Origin of the sequence: Paenibacillus sp. F4 (genome assembly GCF_002894905.1) — a bacterium.
Classification (GTDB): Bacteria; Bacillota; Bacilli; order Paenibacillales; family Paenibacillaceae; genus Paenibacillus; species Paenibacillus polymyxa_B.
Genome location: NZ_POVS01000019.1, coordinates 46,580 through 66,303, shown reverse-complemented (window position 1 = coordinate 66,303; position 19,724 = coordinate 46,580). Strand labels below are relative to the sequence as shown.

General features: G+C 48.0%; 12 protein-coding genes. All 12 read left to right on the top strand.

The window, feature by feature from the left end; all coding sequences use genetic code 11:
• The first annotated feature begins 17 nt into the window (after positions 1-17).
• The 12 genes from C1T21_RS22250 to C1T21_RS22195 all read left to right on the top strand — a co-directional run bounded on the left by C1T21_RS22250 (position 18) and on the right by C1T21_RS22195 (position 19,548).
• Positions 18-512 carry a GNAT family N-acetyltransferase gene (locus C1T21_RS22250; protein WP_103049779.1) on the top strand — a complete coding sequence of 165 codons (495 nt, stop codon included), beginning with the start codon at positions 18-20 and terminating at the stop codon, positions 510-512.
• 141 nt (positions 513-653) lie between these two features.
• Positions 654-1,637: a Gfo/Idh/MocA family protein gene (locus tag C1T21_RS22245; protein ID WP_103049778.1), complete on the top strand. Its 984-nt coding sequence runs from the start codon at positions 654-656 to the stop codon at positions 1,635-1,637.
• A 609-nt stretch (positions 1,638-2,246) separates the two neighbouring features.
• Positions 2,247-4,976 carry a beta-glucosidase gene (locus tag C1T21_RS22240; protein ID WP_103049777.1) on the top strand — a complete coding sequence of 910 codons (2,730 nt, stop codon included), beginning with the start codon at positions 2,247-2,249 and terminating at the stop codon, positions 4,974-4,976.
• A 176-nt stretch (positions 4,977-5,152) separates the two neighbouring features.
• Positions 5,153-6,670 (top strand): glycoside hydrolase family 30 protein, encoded by a 1,518-nt coding sequence (locus C1T21_RS22235; RefSeq protein WP_103049776.1) that lies wholly within the window; start codon positions 5,153-5,155, stop codon positions 6,668-6,670.
• Positions 6,671-6,865: 195 nt separating this feature from the next.
• A complete protein-coding gene (locus tag C1T21_RS22230) occupies positions 6,866-9,784 on the top strand; it encodes an S-layer homology domain-containing protein (protein ID WP_103049775.1) in 2,919 nt (972 codons plus the stop codon).
• A 63-nt stretch (positions 9,785-9,847) separates the two neighbouring features.
• Positions 9,848-13,900 (top strand): S-layer homology domain-containing protein, encoded by a 4,053-nt coding sequence (locus C1T21_RS22225; RefSeq protein WP_103049774.1) that lies wholly within the window; start codon positions 9,848-9,850, stop codon positions 13,898-13,900.
• Between the two features lie 143 nt (positions 13,901-14,043).
• A complete protein-coding gene (locus tag C1T21_RS22220) occupies positions 14,044-14,532 on the top strand; it encodes an RTX toxin (protein ID WP_103049773.1) in 489 nt (162 codons plus the stop codon).
• A 281-nt stretch (positions 14,533-14,813) separates the two neighbouring features.
• Positions 14,814-15,815, top strand: a complete 1,002-nt coding sequence (locus C1T21_RS22215) for an ABC transporter substrate-binding protein (protein WP_103049772.1) — start codon at positions 14,814-14,816, stop codon at positions 15,813-15,815.
• Positions 15,816-15,908: 93 nt separating this feature from the next.
• The gene (locus tag C1T21_RS22210) at positions 15,909-16,922 is read left to right on the top strand and encodes a FecCD family ABC transporter permease (protein WP_103049771.1); all 1,014 of its coding nucleotides are present in this window, start codon (positions 15,909-15,911) and stop codon (positions 16,920-16,922) included.
• Entirely contained in the window at positions 16,919-17,962 is a 1,044-nt protein-coding gene (locus tag C1T21_RS22205) for a FecCD family ABC transporter permease (protein ID WP_103049770.1), read from the top strand. Before C1T21_RS22210 ends, C1T21_RS22205 begins: the two co-directional genes overlap by 4 nt.
• A gap of 13 nt (positions 17,963-17,975) precedes the next feature.
• The gene (locus tag C1T21_RS22200; protein WP_025722914.1) at positions 17,976-18,797 is read left to right on the top strand and encodes an ABC transporter ATP-binding protein; all 822 of its coding nucleotides are present in this window, start codon (positions 17,976-17,978) and stop codon (positions 18,795-18,797) included.
• Positions 18,766-19,548 (top strand): IucA/IucC family C-terminal-domain containing protein, encoded by a 783-nt coding sequence (locus C1T21_RS22195; protein ID WP_258012594.1) that lies wholly within the window; start codon positions 18,766-18,768, stop codon positions 19,546-19,548. Before C1T21_RS22200 ends, C1T21_RS22195 begins: the two co-directional genes overlap by 32 nt.
• Positions 19,549-19,724 lie beyond the last annotated feature (176 nt).

Genomic DNA, 19,724 nt, shown 5'->3' with positions numbered 1-19,724 from the left:
AATAGGAGAACACAACGATGTTTAATAGTATCTTTCTAAAAGAGTACTCAACCGAGTATCAATCACAAGTTGTCGATTTAATTTTACATATTCAAAAAGATGAATATAATATCGCCATAACCAAAGAAGATCAGCCAGATTTGCTTGATATTGAAAACTTTTATCAGCGTGGTAACGGCAACTTCTGGGTGGCACTTAGTGAAGGAACCGTAGTAGGGACTATAGCTTTGTTAGATATTGGGAACCGTAAGACAGCACTCAGAAAAATGTTTGTAAAACAAAACTATAGAGGTAAAACATTCAATGTTTCGAATCAATTATTGCATCATGCCATAGGATGGGCCAGGGAAAGGTCTATTGAAGAAATCTATCTTGGAACAACACCACAATTCGTAGCAGCTCATCGTTTCTATGAGAAGAACGGCTTTGTTAGTATAGCTCCAGGAGAATTGCCGATTGGTTTTCCAGTCATGAAAGTGGATAAAAAGTTTTACATATACGTCATTCAATAATGGGTATAAATGAAGATGCTGCTGGGTCACAAAAGAAACTGTCGTCTAGCAAATGTTTCTTTTGTTTAGGACAGGCGTTTGCTAGAATAAAAGGGTATGTTGTAAGTCAACGTTAACCAAATTGCTGGGAGGGACACAAGTATGAGCAATAAGATTAAATGGGGAATTGTCGGCACAGGCTGGATCTCAGATCAATTTGTGGCGGATTTGGCGCATGTTACGAATGGAGAAGGGTATGCCGTTGGATCACGCACTATTGAAAGCGCTACCGAATTTGCAGCTAAGCATCAAATATCACGGGCTTACGGGAGCTATGAGGAATTAGCACAAGATCCCGAGGTAGATGCTATTTACATAGGGACTCCTCATCCTTTTCATAAAGAAAATGTTCTGACGGCTCTTCGGGCGGGCAAAGCAGTCTTGTGTGAGAAACCCTTCACCGTCAATAGCAAAGAATTGGAGGAACTGATCGGCTTTGCACGTGAGCGTAAGCTATTCTTGATGGAAGCAATGTGGACACGTTTTTTGCCTCCGATTCGCCAAGTGCGGGAGTGGATACATGCGGGACACATTGGGGAGGTAAAGTTGGTTAAGGCGGAATTTGGTTTTCGAGTAGATTGGAACCCGGAGGGGCGGCTTTTGAACCCTGAGCTGGGCGGAGGTGCTCTATTAGATGCAGGAATTTATCCGGTTTCTTTTGCTTCAATGGTCTTCGGTCCTGAACCTGAGCATGTATGGAGCACTGCTCATATCGGGGAGACAGGCGTTGACGAGACATTTTCGATCTTGCTGGATTATGGAAAAGGACGCACGGCTATGCTTAACGGGGCAGTCCGTCTCGGATTGACGAATGAGGCATACATCCATGGAACAAAGGGCTATATCCACATTCCGTCATTCCTGAACAGCACATCGGCTACTTTAGTTGTGGACGGTGAAGAGGCGCAAAACTTTCAGGATGACCGATCCTCTACAGGCTATGCCTTTGAAGCAGAAGAAGTCGGGCGTTGCTTGAACGAAGGCTTGCTCGAAAGTTCTACTATTTCTTTGGATGAATCATTAGGAATTATGAAACTGATGGATCAGATTCGTTCACAGTGGGGGCTTCGGTATCCGTTTGAATAATCACATTAATTCCAGGGACCTTCCAGGTTCTCTGGAATTTTTTTGTTTGTGAGCGTTATTTTTTTATATCAGGATTTTGCAAAATTCGATTCCAGTTGCTCCGAAGTGCAAGATATAGACGAATTAACATTGCGATCTATATCTTGTTCATTGGAAGTCGCTTATGGGATTTTTGAAAAATCCTCATACATAAGTATCTCCAATTCCCAAATAGCGACTTTGGTCGCACGCTAGGTAACGCCATATGAGTAAGTCAAGAGTGGGACATATGAATCATTTTTTGTGATTTAAATTAGTTAAAAAACCGTCATTAAAAAGTTACAAAAGTGTAATTTTATTATCAGTTAACTGAATTGTGAGCGCTCTCTTTTTATGGAGAAGAATGAAGGTCCTAGTGCTGTACTTCCAAAAACTTTCAATGAAATTTTCGAAAATGTACGGTAGGGTGGTAAACGTGTCACTTGAGCCATTGCGACTTTTGTTGACTTGCTTGCTTATCCCGTGGCTCTGGATTCTTGTCGGTGCTCGCAGGATCGAGAGCCTTTGCAAGCCTGTGAGAGTTGAATAGGCATTCACCTCATGACCTAACATCAAGGAGGAATTACAAACGTGAAAGTGAAATCAACATGGTTGTTCCGTATGGTGATGATGACAGTTATCGCGGCTGTTGTGATCGGACCTATGAATATTGCAGGAGCGGCAGGCAGCCAGAAAGATCGGCCCTGGATGAACACGGCCCTATCGGCTGAGAAACGGACAGCACTACTGCTGCAGGAAATGACGCTGGAAGAAAAAATAGATTTGGTGACTGGCAAGGTCAACAATTACTATGGATTCTATAATAATTCGATGGAGCGGTTGGGTATTCCGGCGCTGACGATGGCAGATGGACCTGCAGGTGTGCGCATCGCCAATCCAGATGTGCAGGACAAGCAATCTACTGCGTTGCCTGCTCCAATTGCGTTGGCTGCAACGTGGGATACCCAAGCTGCCAAACAGTATGGGGATTTGATCGGAGACGAGGCTTTTAATACAACTCATAATGTTGCGCTTGGACCGGGGATGGATATTGCCCGTATTCCATGGGGATCGCGAAACTTTGAATCTATGGGTGAGGACCCGCTACTGCAATCGCAAATGGCGACCGCTTATGTCAAAGGTATACAAAGCCACCCTGTTTTGGCGACTGCGAAACATTACCTTATGAATAATCAGGAAACGGAGCGCTTCACGACGAATGTCAAAGTCAGTGACCGTGCGTTGCATGAGATTTACATACGCCCGTTCCAAGAAGTCATCGCCAAGGCAGATTTGGGAGGGGCCATGTGCTCCTTTAACAAGGTGAACGGCGAGTCTGCTTGTGAGAACAAAACTCTTTTGACGGACCTCTTGAAGAAGGAATTGCAATTCAAGGGCTTTGTGATGAGTGATTACGGTGCGAACCTGAGTACAGTCGAATCAGCAAATAGCGGATTGGACCTGGAAACACCGGGTACACCATATGGTAAATGGGGAGATCAGCTGCTGGCGGCTGTTAAGAATGGCAAGGTAAGTGAAAAAACGATTGATGATAAGGCTGGGCGCATTCTGGTGCAAATGTTCAGCAAAGGTTTATTCGATCACCCGGCTCAAAATAATCAAATTGATGCCCGTGACCATGGCAAGACAGCCCGTCAATTGGCTGAGGAAAGTATGGTACTGCTTCAAAATAAAAACAATGCATTACCGTTGTCTAAAGATAAACTCAAGTCCATTGCTGTGATTGGCCCCGATGCAGATAACGGCACTGTGGCAGGCGGAGGCAGTTCGTTGGTGAACCCGACATATACCGTGAGTCCGTTAGAGGGCATCCGCAATCGTGTCGGCAAAGGAGTTACCGTCCAATATGCACCGGGCACAGACCCGATCTCTGCAGGAGACATTATGCCAGGGCCATCTGCTGTTCCGTCTTCACTGTTGACTACATCTGATCAGAAAGAGGATATCAGTGTTGGATATGCGACTTATGGAGATGGCGAACAGGGGCTTCGAGGCGAATACTGGAAGAATAACAAGATGGAAGGAAATCCGATTCTTGTACGCAATGATGACCAAGTCAATATGAACCTTGGATTTTATAATTATCAGGGCTTCAATGCGAAGTCCCCTAAAGTTTCAAATACACCAACGACACTGAACGGTTTGATATCTGCACGCTGGACAGGAGCAATTGCAGCTCCCAAGGATGGTGACTATGCATTGTCATTAACCAGTTTGGGATCAAGCAAGCTGTATCTCGACGATAAGCTATTCGTGGATAATCAAGGTGAAAAGCTGGGCACTACGAAGAAAAACATCTCCCTTAAAGCGGGTGAAAAGCACAAAATACGTATTGAATACCGCGCCGATTATCCGACAAATGGTCGTGATTCCGGTGGTATGGTTCGTCTGGGCTGGGAACCTCCAGCAGATACGTCAGATAAGTTGATTGACAACGCTGTGAAATTGGCGAAAAAATCGGATGTTGCGATTGTTGTAACGCGTACGTATGAGAGCGAAGGATATGTTGAGCGTTCCGATATGGAACTGCCGAACAATCAGGATCGGCTGATCCGTGCGGTTGCGGCTGCAAATCCGAAAACCATTGTTGTACAAATGAGTGGCAGAGCCGTGCAAATGGATACATGGCAGGACAAAGTCCCTTCCATCGTACAAGCATGGTTTGCTGGACAAGAGCAAGGGAATGCTATAGCGCGCGTCTTATTCGGGGATGTGAATCCTTCTGGTAAATTGCCGGTAACTTTCCCGGTTAACGAGCAGTCTACACCCGTGTCCTCACCAGAGAAGTTTCCAGGCGTGAACGGTATAGGTGACTATTCAGATGGTATTTTTGTAGGCTATCGTGGGTATGAGAAATCGGGTATTCAACCGGCGTTCTCCTTTGGACACGGTTTATCCTATACGACATTCGGATATAGCGATCTGAAAACAAAACAGCATGCGAGTGGAAAAAAATCCGATCGTACGAGTTCCGTCGAAGTTTCGCTAAAATTGAAGAACACGGGCAAAACAGCCGGAGCTGAGGTTGTACAGGTGTACAGCGGTAAGCTTCCGACAAACGTAGAGACTCCATCCCGTCAACTGGCAGGCTGGTCCAAGGTAGAATTAAAGCCGGGTCAAGAGAAGAAGGTTCGCATTGAACTCGACCCGAAAGCTTTCTCTTATTGGGATGAAAAGTCAAAAGCATGGGTTATGCCGGCGGGTGAAGTGCCCATTTATGTGGGCAGCTCCTCTCAGGATTTACGACTGACGGGAAGTGTTACGATTCCGGCAATCTCTACAGAAAAGGAAAAAAAGTAAACCCGTTACATTTATTTTAAAATGGTTATATTCAAGAGAGCGCGGGCACAAGCACCGGCTCTCTTTTTGCTATCGGTATGTAAACGTCCAACAGGTATGCAAAGGGAAACCCAAGTGAAAGCTGAAATAGTAGGGAGGATGAGGACAGGCTAATGATGGGGAGAGGAGGATATTAGATGGAGAAACTCCAAAAGCAACGACGTACTGCCATCTGGCTGCTTATAGCTGCAGTGGCCATTTTGATCTGTGCGGTCCTGGCCAGTATGGCTATACGGAATGTTCCGGGGCCGAAAGCAGAAAATAACGTCAACATGTGGCTAACAACACCCGACCCTGCGAATCGCCTAACCCAACAGACCCCGATCCGTTGGGATAAGGATAACAGTAAAGAAAATGCAGCGAATGCGGATACACTGACGATTGAGATTAAGCCAGATATTCATTATCAGACGATGGAGGGATTTGGCGCAGCGGTGTCCGGTTCGTCCGCATACCTAATGAATCATGGCATGTCTGCCAATCAGCGTGATCAGCTGCTAAATGATTTGTTTACAGCTAGTGGCATTCAACTAAGTTATATTCGCCATACCATTGGAGCCTCAGATTATTCCGTAGATGAACAGGGACAGCCTGGTAGCTATACCTATGACGATGTGGCAACAGGCAAGGACTATGAGCTGAATCATTTCTCCATCGCCAAGGATCGGGATGTGATCGATGTGCTGAAGCAAATCCTGAGAAGAAACCAGGATTTAAAGATTATGGGAACCCCATGGACAGCTCCGCCCTGGATGAAATATGGGGAGCAGATTTATAACGGCTGGTATTTGGACTATAACGATCCGCGCGTCTACCAGGCGTATGCTGACTATTTTGTTCGTTATCTACAGGCTTATGCGAACGAGGGAATTCCGATTCAGGCGATTTCCATTCAAAATGAGCCAGAATTCACGACGTCCAAGTATCCCAGCATGAGTATGGGAGCAGCAGAACAGGCGAATTTCATTAAACAATATCTGGGTCCGGCCCTAAATCGAAACCATTTATCTACTCACATTATTGCCTTTGACCATAACTGGGATACAGGGAGCGAATATGCCAAGACCGTGTTGGGAGATGAACAAGCTCGAAACTATACGCACGGAACGGCCTTTCATTGCTACAAAGGAGAGCCCACAGCGATGACAGATGTGCATAATGCTTTTCCTGATAAGCCTGTATATATGACAGAATGTAGTGGGGGAGCGTGGAGTCCGGGCTTTGGAGATGATTTGAGCTGGGATATGTCCAAGCTGATCATTGGTGCACCCCGAAACTGGTCGCAAAATGTCCTCTTTTGGAATATCGCACTTGACCCGTCCGGGGGTCCGACCAATGAGGGGTGCACCAACTGTAGAGGTGTAGTGACCATCGACCCGTTAAGCGGTGCAGTTACGAAAAATGTGGAGTACTATGCAATTGGGCACGCCAGCAAATTTGTCCGTCCAGGTGCGGTACGTATTGATTCTACACATTATAGTGGAAGTATCGAAACGGTTGCCTATCGCAACCCCGACGGTACGCTTGTCCTGATTGCCGCCAATACGGGAGAGAACACAAAGACATTTAAGGTTCGGCAGGGAAATAAGGTTTTCAAATCTACCCTTCCATCCAAGTCCGCGGCTACCTTTCAATGGAATCCTACGGTTTCCTGATATGGCATGTACATCAACGTTTTATAGAAGTTTTAGAGCGCTTAGCCCATCTGGCTGAGCGCTCTTTTTTCATTTGCTACAAAGTCCAGACTGTGAAAAAGATAAAATTTTAATATTGTTCAGAATTGGTTCAGAGGCGGATGATAAGATCTTTTCACTAATAACAAGAATGAACCGTTCACGGGGGAGAGTCTGATGAATCAAGAAACGAATAAAGAATGGCAAAAAGTGCTGATGGTGACGTTGCTGGCAGGTATGGCATGGGGGCCCCAGCTTGTTCATGCGGAAACGAAAGGGGAGACGTCAGCGATTGTGACTAAAGCCAATACAGTATCTTTTACAGATCAGTCCACTATGTCATCCCAGGCATTACAGGCGGTACAGGAGGCTGTGAAGCAAGGACTGATCACGGGTTATCCAGATGGTTCTTTCCGTCCAGATCAACCGTTAACGCGCAAGGAAATGGCAGCTTTGCTAGCTAATGCACTTAAGCTTGACGCAACGGAGAAAGCAGTAACTTTTAAGGACACGCAGGGGAGTTGGGCCGCTTCTTATATAGAAGCTGTAGGTGCGGCAGGTCTAATGACCGGAGATGAATCGGGTGCTTTCCGCCCGGATGCTGCAGTGAGTCGTGAGGAATTGGCAGCCATTCTGGTGAGAGCGATTGGAGGAACCCATGTTCAAGGCGGAGATGTTCAGGACATTTCTGATGGGGATCAGGTGAGCCAATGGGCCAAAAGCAACGTAGAGGCAGCTCTCAAACTGGGATTAATGGATACGCCGGATAATCGGTTTGACTCTAAAGTACAGGTAAAACGTCAAGATATCGCAGCCTTTTTGGTGAATGTGTTCCAATCGGGCGAACGGACGGGAATCCTTTCTCGTATTGACGGGGATATCGCCTATATGGATGGAAAGCCCTATTTGATCGGCCAGCAATTGAAGCAGCTGTTCGGAGCGGACAATGTGCCGGCGCTTCAAGGGGCCACCCTGACCTATCAGGCATCGAACCGAAACGTAGCTGATCTGTCGGCGCTTCAAATTGTGCAAAGTGGTACAGCCCAACATCCGGTGACTTTGTATAGCAAAGGGTCAGAATTTAAAGGCAAGTTAGCTATTGCAGCGGATTTTGTGCGTATTCAAGGTGATACGTTACCTCAGGTAACCTTGATGAAGGGTGCCAAAAATGTAGAGATTCATGCAGACGTAAACGAAATGATCGTGGATACGCATGAACCTATTCAGATTCAGGGAAGTGGTGTATGGCAGCAGCTAAAACTGAATTTTGCCGATACACAGGTACGTCTCGCCAATGGTATACAGACTGTACAGACCCGTCTTGCGGAGCAGGGAACAGAGACTCAAATTATACGTGATACCACGTTGGATGCATCTTCGGATACATCCTCAACAAGCACTAAAAAAAGTTCATCCGGTGGCGGCGGTGGCAGTTCTACAACGAATCCAACGCCAACACCTAATCATGTACCTGTCTCAGCTATCGTTCCTGCCGATCAATATCCCATTTTGGGTTCTGGAGATACGCTAGTGGATTTGAAAAATGTGTTTTACGATGCCGATCAGGATGAGCTATTGTATCATGCGGTCACTTCGGATGTATACGTAGCAGAAGCAGAAGTGGCCGATCAACAGCTTACACTAAAACCTAAATCAGTAGGAAGCACACAGGTATTTGTTACGGCAGAGGATGGAAAAGGCGGCAAAGCGAGCGTGTTTTTCAACTATACAGTGACCAGTTCTACTTATGAGGAGGACATTAATCACAGTCCTGTCGCGAGCAACCGCCTAAATGACATTCCTTTGCTCTTAAATGAGGGTGGCAAGCAGATTAGCCTGTCTGACTTGTTTAACGATGAGGATGGCGATGCACTGACCTACACGGTGGAATCGGCTTCGCCAGAAGTGGCCACAGGAGAAGTTACAGGCGATCAGCTTATGCTTACGCCGCTTCAAGCCGGCATTAGTCTAATGACGATAACAGCCCATGACGGCAAGGGAGGCACAGCCTCGCTTCAGTTTGCTGCTATGGTGAATGCGCCTCTGCCTGATCCGCAGCCTGAGAATCACATACCTGTGGCTTTGCCTCATTTACCTATCGTAGTTGCTAATGTGTTGCAGGACAAGCTGATGCTGTATCCGGGTTCGTTATTTATGGATCAGGATGGCGACACCTTGACGTATACCATCACTTCTTCCAATCCCCAAGTAGGCAGTGTGGTGGAGAACGGAGAAGATTCCTTTGTAACACTGCATAATGCTGGTATTACGATGATTGGAATTACGGCGAATGATGGCCGTGGGGGCGTTTCTTTCACTTCATTTATGCTGCAAGTTGAAGCTCCTCAACCAGTAAATCATCGTCCGGTAGTGACCCGTGTGCCTGAACCTCAATATTTGGACCCGGGAGATGGTCAGCAAATATTGCAGCTGAATGATATGTTCTCTGATGAGGATGGAGACACGCTGACCTATACTGTGGTGTCTTCTGATCCATTGGTGGCAGGAGGGCAGGTAGAAGGGAATGCACTTTTCATACAACCGTTGCGTAATGGTATGACGTTCCTTACGATTACGGCAAATGATAATCGTGGTGAAACGACATCTTTTACGATTCCAGTGATTGTTGAGAAAAGAGACTTGTTCATTTCCGAAGTCGTGTGGCAAGGCGAACCGGATTATCTGGACCAGGCGATTGAATTGTATAACCCTACAAACAGACCGTTGGAGAAAAATAGAATATGGATTGAGCGATCCGACCAACCAGACCCGATTATCATAAATGCCAATGACGGGGATGTGATTATGCCTGGGCAAACATTTGTTATTGCGGATGATCTGAGTTCGTTCGTATCGGAGGATTGGTATTTTACCTTCCTGCAGTTACAAAGTAACAATTCCGAACCTGTAACGCTTAAGCTGTACTACAACAACACGCTCATAGATATCGCAGTCATTGGTCAAGGGCAGGCTTTGGGACGGAACAGTGGTACGGTCATTGGTAATACAGAACCATATCAAGCTAGTGAATGGAATGTTGAGGGGACGAACTACCCTGTTAATTTAGGAGATTTTATCGGTCGTCCTCGGCCGTAAAACATACGTATCCTAAGATTTTGAATACATGATTACATTTATCGGTGGGGAGAGAATTGCACCATGAAAAATAAGAAGTTAACCGCTCAGCTGGCAGCTGCTTTGCTGCTGCTGACCCCCTCGTTTCCTGCCGGAGCAGAGCAAGCTACCGTGATAGATACGGCTTCCGTATCCAAGGGGTCCACAGGGAACAATACTGCCACCTGGACGGATGTACAGAAGCTTACAGCAGAGCAATTGGAACAACTACAAAAAGCCCGTGAACTCGGGATCATCCAAGGCGATCCCGCCGGAACGCTCAGACCTGAGCAGAAGCTCACACGTCAGGAGCTAGCCGTGCTGCTGGTCAAAGCGTTGCAGCTTCCGACAGGCAACTTGGACGGCGCTGCCTCCTTCACGGACGTGCCCGCCGATAGCTGGGGGCGCCCGGCTATAGAGGCAGCCCGTAAGGCCGGGCTGATGCAGGGCGACGCCGACGGACACTTCCGTCCGAATGACTTGATCAGCGCCCAAGAACTGGTCGCGCTGTTGGTCAGGTCCGCTGGGACGGGTACGTCTGCGGGCACGCCCGCCAGCACAACCGACTCGTCGTCGGCGCAGGAGCTGCCGACGGCGTGGAAGGACGCCAGCCCGTGGGCGACCCCGATGATTCGGGCGGCGCTGAATGACGGGCTGATGAGTGAATTTGGCGGAAATCTACAAGCCAAAGACTCGGTAAGCCGCGTAGATGCAGCCAGCCTGCTCGTATCTGCTTTGTTTCCACAGGAGCGTGCTTCGCAGCTCCAAGAAATGGACGGCAAGCAGATACGGATCAATGGCATCGCGTATGACGTGGCAGAGCCGCTGCGCGGCATTTTTCACGCGGATAATCAGACCGCGCTGCGCAACGCGGGCATTCGTTTCCATGCCACAGGCCGGACGGTGGACAAGGTCACTTGGTTGGAGCTTCGCAGCAGCGGGACTTCGGCTCGTGACGGCGAAGCGGAGTTCAGCGGCAACGTTGTGCTGGACGGACACGGCTCCACGCTGAACGGAGATTTGGTGATCGCCGGGGATTTTACATCGGTACTGCATTTGAAAGTGGAACAGCAGTTAACGGTAGATGCCCGGGTTCAGCAGGATTTTTATGCACAGGATGTGCAGGTGCAGGGACAGACCCACATTAACGGCGGAGATAACAATACAGTCGTATTTGATAGCTCAACGTTGACGCAAATAGATGTCACAAAGCCTGAAGTTCACGTTGTATTCAGTGGTACCGCAAGCGCGACAGTCATGAACGTGCAATCCAGTGCAAGCATTGAGGTTAGCGCGGATGCTTCCTTGCCGCAGCTGAATGTTAATGAAGGGGCGGACAAAGTCAATCTTCAGGGAACGGTTCAGACCGTTCAGATAACTGGCAGCCAGTCCGTCGAGATGTCAGGTAATAGCACGATCCAGCAGCTGACCGTCACAGGGACGGGTGCCTTGGAATTGAAAACGATAGGTAGTATTGAAAATATTCAAGTCAGCAACCCGGCAGCTAGGGTAAATGTGAGTGGAAATGTACAGGTATCTACGGTCACACTGGGTACCGGAATCGCTTCCAACGCTGTGTCGGGTCTAGCAGCGGCAAGTGCAACAGGGTCGTCTTCATCTTCTGGAAGCTCATCCGGTTCATCCAGCAGCGCGAACCGTTCACCGGAAGTCGTGAATACTTCTGTAGAGCGTGTCATTACTGAAGGCGCTGGTGAACAGTTGTATGATTTGCGCCAATTCTTTACCGATCCTGATGGGGATACCTTGACCTTTTCGGCAGCTTCTCTTCAATCCGGCATCGTACGGGCGTCTGTATCTGGCAATACCTTAAAGCTTACGCCAGTCAGTGTCGGAAAAGCATCCATCAGTGTATCGGCTAATGATGGACGGGGAAAAAGAGTATCGTCGACCTTTAAAATTATCGTAAACGGCCAGCCAGTATCTGCAGGTATACCCGATCAGGCGCTTACTGTGGGACAGCCCGACTTGGTACTGCATTTGAATGATTATGTTCAGGACCCGGAAAATGCTAGCTTAACGTATCAGGTTACTGTTGATGATCCTGCTGTAGCTTCGATGGTGCTTGCGGGAGATGAATTGCGTCTGAGTCCGCTTCGAGCGGGCAGTACGATCGTTCATGTCACTGCCAATGACGGACAGCAAGGAGAAGATGGCAGCACAGGCCAAAAGCAGATTGAATTCAAGCTAACGGTTCAAGGCGCTCCTAACCATGCCCCGCATGGACAAGCTCCTCAGCCATTAACCGTCACATTGGGTCAGCCGAATATGACACTGGATCTTTCAACGATATTTACGGATGCGGATGGCGACCCGCTGGTGTTCACAGCAACCAGTTCGGATACTTCCAGCGTGCAGACTGTCATAACGAGTGATCAGCTTTCTTTGCAGCCACTGCAAGCGGGGAGCGCAAGTATTATCTTGACGGCAGACGATAGCAAGGGTGGAACAGATACAGTTACCTTGATTGTAACGGTTTTGCCTATACCGAACAGTAGCCCGGTGGTAACCCGTGCACCAGACGCGGTACATCTGATTTTAGGCAAGGCTGACGGAACCGTGGATCTGTCCGCCATCTTTGCTGACCCGGATCATGATCCGATTCGTTATGAAATCAGTTCGTCTGATCCAGCCGTGGCAGATGCTACAGTTCAAAATGAACAGCTTGTCATTCATGGGCTGACTAGCGGCAATACCGTGATTACCATCACGGCTAAAGACGATAGAGGCGGAGAGATTAGCACAGACCTACAGGTTCATCTATTGGAAAATGCAGTTATTACAGCAATTCCTGAGCAGTTGCTTCAATGGGGAGATGCTGCATCAGAACTGGATCTCTCACCGTTCCTGTTGAACTGGGATCTAGCATCCCTGTCAGTGACAGCAGACACGTATGATCCAGGAATTGCTACGGCCCATATAAATGGTCAGAAACTACAGCTAAACCCAGTGAGTGTAGGGACCGCAAGTGTAACACTCAGTGTGTATGATCAGTACGGACGTGCAGAGGGAGCGACGTTCCCGGTTACCGTCAGCATGCCTCAGCTAAATCAAGCTCCTCAAGTCATAGCGGCTATAAACGAGCAGGTATTGACTCCCGGAGTTACACAGCAAAGAGATTATGATTTGCAGCAGCTGTTCAGCGATGAGGATGGAGATGTGCTTCAGTTTACGGTCAGCTCCAGTGATCCGACATTGGTGAGTGCATCAATTAATGGCAGTATCTTAACGGTGGCTTCTGGAACAGGTAGCGGTCTTGCCGCTGTTACCATTACAGCCACGGATGGTCGGGGAGGTTCTGTGCAATACACGTTGAATACACGCAATGCCGAACTGGTTTCCGGCGGGATCACTCCGATAGGGGTTAAATACGGCTTGCCGCACAGAAACGTGGATCTGTCCAGTTATTTCCCAGGACAATCTAAATTCCTGGTATATAGAGGAACGCCATCATCGACATTCCTCGGTCCTGTAGAACTCATGAGCACCTCCATTCCCCTTTCCCCCGAACCTTTACTGGTATGGGTGGTAGGAGCGGATGGAAGAGCTGTCGTATTTCAGGTCCAACAGGAACCACAGCAAGCGCCTGCTGTATATTTCTCGCAATATGTGGATGGTGGAGATGGAAGAATTGTTTTGCAATTGCATTATAACGGGAATGGAGATCCTTCCCATCGGGCAGACGGTTACTCACTGGAGTTTCATCAATGGATGAAGAAAACAAACCAAATGAAAGTTACCACTCTACCGATTAATCCGGTTTATCCTGCCATGCCATATATAATCATCGACACTATCTTTTATGATTTCATGGATATTACGAATGCTTGGTATTTCAATGATGAGGGCGATTTCTACAACCCGAACGAATTTAACACTGTTGCATACGTTTTAAAATACCAAGGACAAGTGGTGGATGTATTAGGAAATCCAAATTCACATGAACAGTTTACTCCACAAGGAGGAACGTTCGTCCGCAAACCAGGAATATCCTACGGATCGTCTGCCTATAATCAGCTAGATGAGTGGAATGTGTTTCCTAAAGGGACCTATCAATATGTCGGCATTTATACACCATAAACGGTATGCTTTGCAGCATCAAGGAGACTCCTGTCCCCTCGAGAATTTTTGACTTTTTAAGAGTCCAGCTTCAGTAGGTCGTAGGAGTTGCTGGCAGAGCGACTATATTTCAGGTTCATCAGGAACCACAGGAGGCATTTCTTTTGTTTTTTTCACAATATGTCGATGGTGGAGACGGTCGCATCGTGCTGCAATTGTTTTACAACCGAGAATGTGACTTCTCTCATAAAATAGAAGGATATGAGCTGGAGGTTCACCAATTCATGAAAAACACGAACCGCATGAACGTATCCAGCATAGCGCTATATCCGGTTAATCCAGTAATTCCGTATCTGATCATAAACAGCATCTTTTACGATTTCATGGATGTCACGAATGTTGCCTATTTTAATCAAGAGGGTCATTTCTATAACCCAAGTGAATTTAATACGGTCGCATATGTACTGAAATATCATGAAACTGTGGTAGATGTGATTGGAGAGCCTCATTCGCAGAATCAATTGTTTCCTCAAGGTGGGACATTTGTTCGTAGACAAGGTATATCATGTGGCTCGCCCATTTTTAATCAGCGGGATGAGTGGATTGCATACCCGAAAGGTACTTATCAATATGTAGGCAGGCATATACCTTAATCGGTATGTTTGTCCGCGATCGCTGTCTGTTGAAGACAGGTCATAAATTCTTATAAAGGTGTAACCCAACAACTATGGAGGGTTACACCTTTTTGTATACTGAGCATTTTGTATTCATCCAAGCCTTTACTGTACAAGGAGATTTTCAACATGAAACTAGAGGCATGGGGAGTTCTTCCACAGCAGTATCAATATGCTTGAACAATGTACTCAACTGAATTACAATACAATTGATAATGATTTTTAATATCAATTAGGATGAGAAGGGGGAGTTGGACTACATGTTTGGATTGACAAAAAAGCTACATATTTATATAGCACTTATTCTGATGATATCGGTGCTGGCTGGTTGTGCCTCGGGTGGAACTACAGGGACAACAGACCCTTCAAGCAAGTCTGCAAGTGGTAATGAGAGCAATGCAGCAGGCAGTGGTGCGGACGAGCAGACCAGAGTTATCAAACATGCCATGGGTGAAACGACAGTTAAGGGAACTCCGAAAAGGATTGTAACCTTGTTCCAGGGTGCCAATGATGTTGTTGTTGCACTTGGTGTTAAGCCAACGGGTGTTGTGGAATCCTGGGTTCAGCAACCCGTATATAAATATTTGAGAGATGATCTGGATGGCGTGACGCAAGTAGGTCAGGAATCACAGCCGAATCTGGAAGAGATCAACAAGTTGAAGCCGGATCTAATCATTGCCACCAAAACAAGACATGAGGATATCTATGATCAACTGTCCCAGATTGCCCCAACGGTAGTTACCGAGACGTTGTTTGACTGGAAAGAGACGGTAAAGACGGCTGGTGAAGCGATGAATATGAAGGAACAGTCGGACAAGTTGCTTGCCAATTGGGATGCAAGGGTAGCGGATTTCAAAGACAAAATGGGTGACCGTCTTCCCATTGAAGCGACTATTACGAATTTCAGAGCCGATCAGGTTCGCATTTTCTATATGGGATACGCCGGGAAAATTTTGAAAGAGCTTGGATTTACCAGACCGCCTGGACATGATGAAGATACCTGGGGTGTGGAGCTGACTTCGAAAGAGAACATCCCAGATATGAACGCAGATATGATCTTCAACTTCAATTCAGGTACGGAAACAGAAGCTATTGAGAAAAATTATAAGGATTGGACCAGCAGTCCGCTCTGGAAAAATCTCGATGCAGTGAGGAATAACCAGCTGGTACAGGTTGATGAAGTGGCCTGGAACATGGGGGGCGGATACACATCGGCCAACATGATGCTGGACGACCTATACAAGCAGTTCAATCTGAATTAATGGGAGCAAGACCTGCCATGCACCAGGACATTCGTATACGAAGTGTATGGGCAGGCAGGTCTTTTTGCATTTCACGAATGAAAGAGTGAGAATATGTTTCCCCTTTTTACGAAGGCAAGTACGAAGATGTATGGACTATCCGGCTTATTCATTTTACTATTACTCGCCTGTGTAGCCAGCATGATACTGGGACGTACACACATAACATTTCAAATAGCAGTGGATGCTCTACAACACTATGACGAAAGCTCAGTGGAGCATGTCGTACTTCTGACGGAACGTTTGCCACGCACAATTATAGCCGCTGTTGTTGGTGCAAGTTTGGCGGTGGCGGGAGGACTCATGCAAGCGCTAACTCGTAATCCGCTCGCTTCACCAAGTGTGTTTGGGATCAATGCGGGCGCCATCTTTTTTATTGTTATTGCCATCGTGGCGCTGTCGGTGTCCTCGCTTAGTACGATGATGTGGTTTGGTTTTGCCGGGGCAACCATTGCAACAGTGATTGTGTACGCGCTTGGGTCCATCGGTCGTGATGGTCTGACTCCCATCAAGATTGTGCTGGCGGGTACCGCTATCTCTGCACTTTTTGCTTCGTTCACACAGGCAATCCTGGTGCTGGATGGAACGGGATTACAGGACGTGTTGTTCTGGCTTGCAGGTTCAGTGAGCGGTCGAACACTCGACATGCTGTATCCTGTACTGCCATATATGACGGTTGCCGCTGTGATATCCCTGTTTATGGGCCGGGCGATCAATCTGCTCTTGACCGGTGATGATATCGCCAAGGGCATGGGACAGAACGTGCTACTGGTCAAGGTACTTATGGGAGCCGTTACAGTATTGCTGGCCGGTGGTTCTGTTGCGGTGGCCGGTTCGATTGGTCTGGTAGGATTAGTCGTACCACATATCATGCGGGTGTTTGTTGGCAACGACTACCGCTGGCTTGTTCCCTACTGTATTTTGGGCGGCGCTATTTTGTTATTGGCGGCGGATGTCGTTGCACGACTGATCATCATGCCGCAGGAGGTTCCGCTTGGCGTTATGACAGCGCTCATTGGTGGTCCCTTCTTCGTCTATATTGCCCGCAAGGGGGGGACGAAGATATGAGGAAGATGATTACTTTTCGCAATAAAAAAGATACGTTATCCTTGCAAATGGAGCGCAAATCGCTGCTCATTATCGGAATCTGTATGGTTTTGATATTGATTGCATCCATTGCAGGAACCAGTGTGGGTAATGATTTCATATCTCCGCTGAATGTGCTACAGACGATTTTCGGTCTGGGCGCAGGTGATCATGACTTTGTCGTGTTGACGCTAAGGCTGCCGCGTGTGCTGTTATCGTTGCTTGTTGGTGCAGCACTAGGCATGTCCGGTGCCCTCTTGCAGGGGATTATCCGTAATCCGCTCGCTTCACCGGATGTGATCGGGATAACGGGAGGAGCTGCCGTTGCCGCTGTAGGTTTTGTCACCCTGCTGGGTGGAACCATCAGTATCAAGCTGTTGCCGTTGTTTGCCATTATGGGGGCGATGATTACCGCAATCATCATTTATCTTCTTGCCTGGAAAAAAGGAGTTAGCCCGATTCGACTGGTGTTGATCGGAATCGGAGTGTCAGCCATTACGGGGGCCGGGACGACCTTCATGCTGATCCTTAGTCCATTCTATACGGCTGGTCAGGCGTATATCTGGCTGACGGGGAGTGTGTATGGCGCATCGTGGACCGATGTTAGAACGATCATCCCGGTGATTGTAATCGTGCTTCCGTTGGCGATCTGGTTTGCCCGCAGTCTGAACGCACAGGAATTCGGGGATGATCTGGCCACCGGGCTTGGGGTCACTGTACAGCGTCATCGTTCGGTACTGCTACTGTGCAGTGTATTGCTGGCAGGGGGAGCTGTTGCTGTCGCAGGGACGATTGGTTTTGTCGGTCTGATTGCGCCGCATATTGCCCGGAAGCTGGTAGGGCGCATGTTTGGCAGTATGCTCATTGTTTCGGGACTGGTCGGTGCCCTGCTTGTATTTGCTGCTGATCTGATTGCCCGTACGGTATTTCTGCCGCTCGATGTTCCGGCAGGGGTATTTACCGCCGGGGTAGGAGCACCGTTTTTCCTGTATCTGTTGTTCAAGAATCGAAATCAGTTTTGAGGAGGAGAATGCTGTGAGTATTCTGGAAGCCAAGGACCTTACGATCGCCTATGGCGCAGAGCCTATTATTGAGAATCTGAACCTGACTATTCCCAAGGGGAAAACTACTGTCCTGATTGGCAGCAACGGTTGCGGGAAGTCCACCTTGCTGCGAACGATGGCGCGACTGCTGAAGTCCAGTTCAGGCTCGGTGCTGCTGGATGGCGAGGAGATTGCGAAGTTGCCTACCAAGGAAATTTCAAGACGTATGTCCATTCTGCCGCAAGGTCCTTCTGCTCCAGAGGGACTGACGGTAAACCAACTGGTTCGGCAAGGGCGGTACCCACACCAGACATGGCTGAAACAGTGGTCCTGTGAGGACGAACGCATGGTCAGGCTCGCGCTGGAATCCACACATCTGACTGCTCTGGCTGATCGGCCCGTGGACGCATTATCTGGCGGACAACGCCAGCGCGCCTGGATTGCGATGACACTCGCACAGGGAACAGAAACCCTGCTGCTGGATGAACCAACGACTTATCTGGATATGACCCATCAGATTGATATTCTGGATCTGCTGTTCGATTTGAATGAACAGGAGGGGCGCACCATAGTGATGGTGCTTCATGATCTGAATCTTGCGTGTCGCTATGCTCACCATATTGTGGCTGTCCACAACAAGTCCATCTACGCGGAAGGAAAACCGGAAGATATTGTTACGCAGGACATGGTCCGCGCGGTCTTCCAGATGGAGTGCGACATTGCGGTTGATCCGCTGTTTGGCACACCAATGTGCATTCCACACGGGAAGGGAAGGAAGTTAAATGAAACCACACGCTACAGCCACTTGGCTTGATGATCAAGAGATGCAGGCCTTGGCTGCCGAATACCGTCTGACCTGGGAGCCTTCGACAGATCGCACATTTTCGATGCCATTTACGGACTTGCTGGACCCGTCCAAAAGCCTGAACTATTTGCAAGGGGTGAGTGGCATCTTTGAGACGGACTCCGAAACGGCTACTGTATCTCTCTTTGCTAAACGGTATGCTTACTTGATCACAGCTTCGGGTCTCTATGCCATGTCACGCTTCAACAAAGGCCTGAATTATGAGATTGCCAACGGCACGATTGAATCCAGTTATCAGGGAGAGGCATGGCTTCCCAAGGCTCGTCTGACCGATTGGCAGACGACCTCACCAGAGGCGGATCAGCGTGGCGTATGGAGAGATCAGGTGATTGAACAGATGTTCGCCGGCAATCTGGCCAAGGTATGGCAATCGCTGTCCAAGGCAACCCGGATTTCCCGTTCAGTCCTGTGGGAGAACACGGCCATTTACGTATACTGGCTCTATGAGAACAAGTTTGCCGAAGGAGCCACGCCTGAAGAAAAGCAGCGTGTCGAAGAGGACTTCCATTATCTAATTCGTGATGCACCTGCGCATCTCTTTGGTGAATCCCGTAACCCGCTCAAGCAGTTTAACACGCCCAAGCGGGCAACAGCTGTCTCAGATACACCTATTCGTGTACGCAAAACTTGTTGTTTCTATTATCTCGCCGCAGATGATCCAGAAGATTACTGCCCAACCTGCCCCAAATTAAAGCATTAATACCGATGATTATCATCCACATCCCCAGCCTATACTTCATTGCATCTCAATACAGCGAATAGCACAGGCAAGCTTATGATATAACGAAATTCAGAGCTTGCCTTATTTGTTGTGCCCATTGTTCCATGAACATTCCTTCATTTGGGGATTCTCTCTCTGCAAAAAACATCTTATTT

Coding starts and splice junctions, on each gene's coding strand:
- C1T21_RS22250 (WP_103049779.1), top strand. CDS start 18: ATGTTTAATAGTATCTTTCTAAAAGAGTACTCAACCGAGTATCAATCA.
- C1T21_RS22245 (WP_103049778.1), top strand. CDS start 654: ATGAGCAATAAGATTAAATGGGGAATTGTCGGCACAGGCTGGATCTCA.
- C1T21_RS22235 (WP_103049776.1), top strand. CDS start 5,153: ATGGAGAAACTCCAAAAGCAACGACGTACTGCCATCTGGCTGCTTATA.
- C1T21_RS22230 (WP_103049775.1), top strand. CDS start 6,866: ATGAATCAAGAAACGAATAAAGAATGGCAAAAAGTGCTGATGGTGACG.
- C1T21_RS22225 (WP_103049774.1), top strand. CDS start 9,848: ATGAAAAATAAGAAGTTAACCGCTCAGCTGGCAGCTGCTTTGCTGCTG.
- C1T21_RS22215 (WP_103049772.1), top strand. CDS start 14,814: ATGTTTGGATTGACAAAAAAGCTACATATTTATATAGCACTTATTCTG.
- C1T21_RS22210 (WP_103049771.1), top strand. CDS start 15,909: ATGTTTCCCCTTTTTACGAAGGCAAGTACGAAGATGTATGGACTATCC.
- C1T21_RS22205 (WP_103049770.1), top strand. CDS start 16,919: ATGAGGAAGATGATTACTTTTCGCAATAAAAAAGATACGTTATCCTTG.
- C1T21_RS22195 (WP_258012594.1), top strand. CDS start 18,766: ATGAAACCACACGCTACAGCCACTTGGCTTGATGATCAAGAGATGCAG.